Origin of the sequence: Streptomyces anulatus, assembly GCF_000721175.1 — a bacterium.
Taxonomy (GTDB): Bacteria; Actinomycetota; Actinomycetes; order Streptomycetales; family Streptomycetaceae; genus Streptomyces; species Streptomyces anulatus_C.
Genome location: NZ_JOEZ01000121.1, coordinates 1 through 504, shown reverse-complemented (window position 1 = coordinate 504; position 504 = coordinate 1). Strand labels below are relative to the sequence as shown.

The 504-nt window shown below is 70.4% G+C and carries 1 protein-coding gene; it reads right to left on the bottom strand.

What is annotated here, in order from left to right; genetic code table 11:
- The coding region (locus IG90_RS0138780; protein ID WP_033895115.1) for a DUF2637 domain-containing protein at window positions 1–503 on the bottom strand (503 nt) is incomplete at its 3' end.
- Between the last annotated feature and the right edge of the window lies 1 nt (window position 504).

The window sequence follows — 504 nt, the reverse complement described above, 5'->3', positions numbered from 1 at the left end:
CTGCGCAGCTCCCACAGCTTCATCCGCCGCCACAGCTTGAACGTGGGGACGGGGGAGAGCAGCCACCGGGTGAGGCGGACGCCCTCCATGTGCTTGTCGGCGGTGATGTCCGCGATCCGGCCCACCGCGTGCCGGGCGGCCTCCACGGAGACGACGAACAGCACCGGGATCACCGCGTGCATCGCGGTGCCCAGCGGGTCGGGCCAGGACGCGGCTCCGTTGAACGCGATCGTCGCGGCGGTCAGCAGCCACGCCGTCTGGCGCAGCAGCGGGAACGGGATCCGCATCCAGGTGAGCAGGAGGTCCAGGGCGAGCAGGACGCAGATGCCCGCGTCGATGCCGATGGGGAAGACCAGGGAGAACGTCCCGAAGCCCTTCTCCTCCGCGAGCTCGCGCACGGCGGCGTAGGAACCCGCGAAACCGATCGCGGCGATGAGCACCGCACCGGCGATGACGACCCCGATGAGTATGCGGTGCGTGCGTGTCAGCTGCATCGCGGCCACG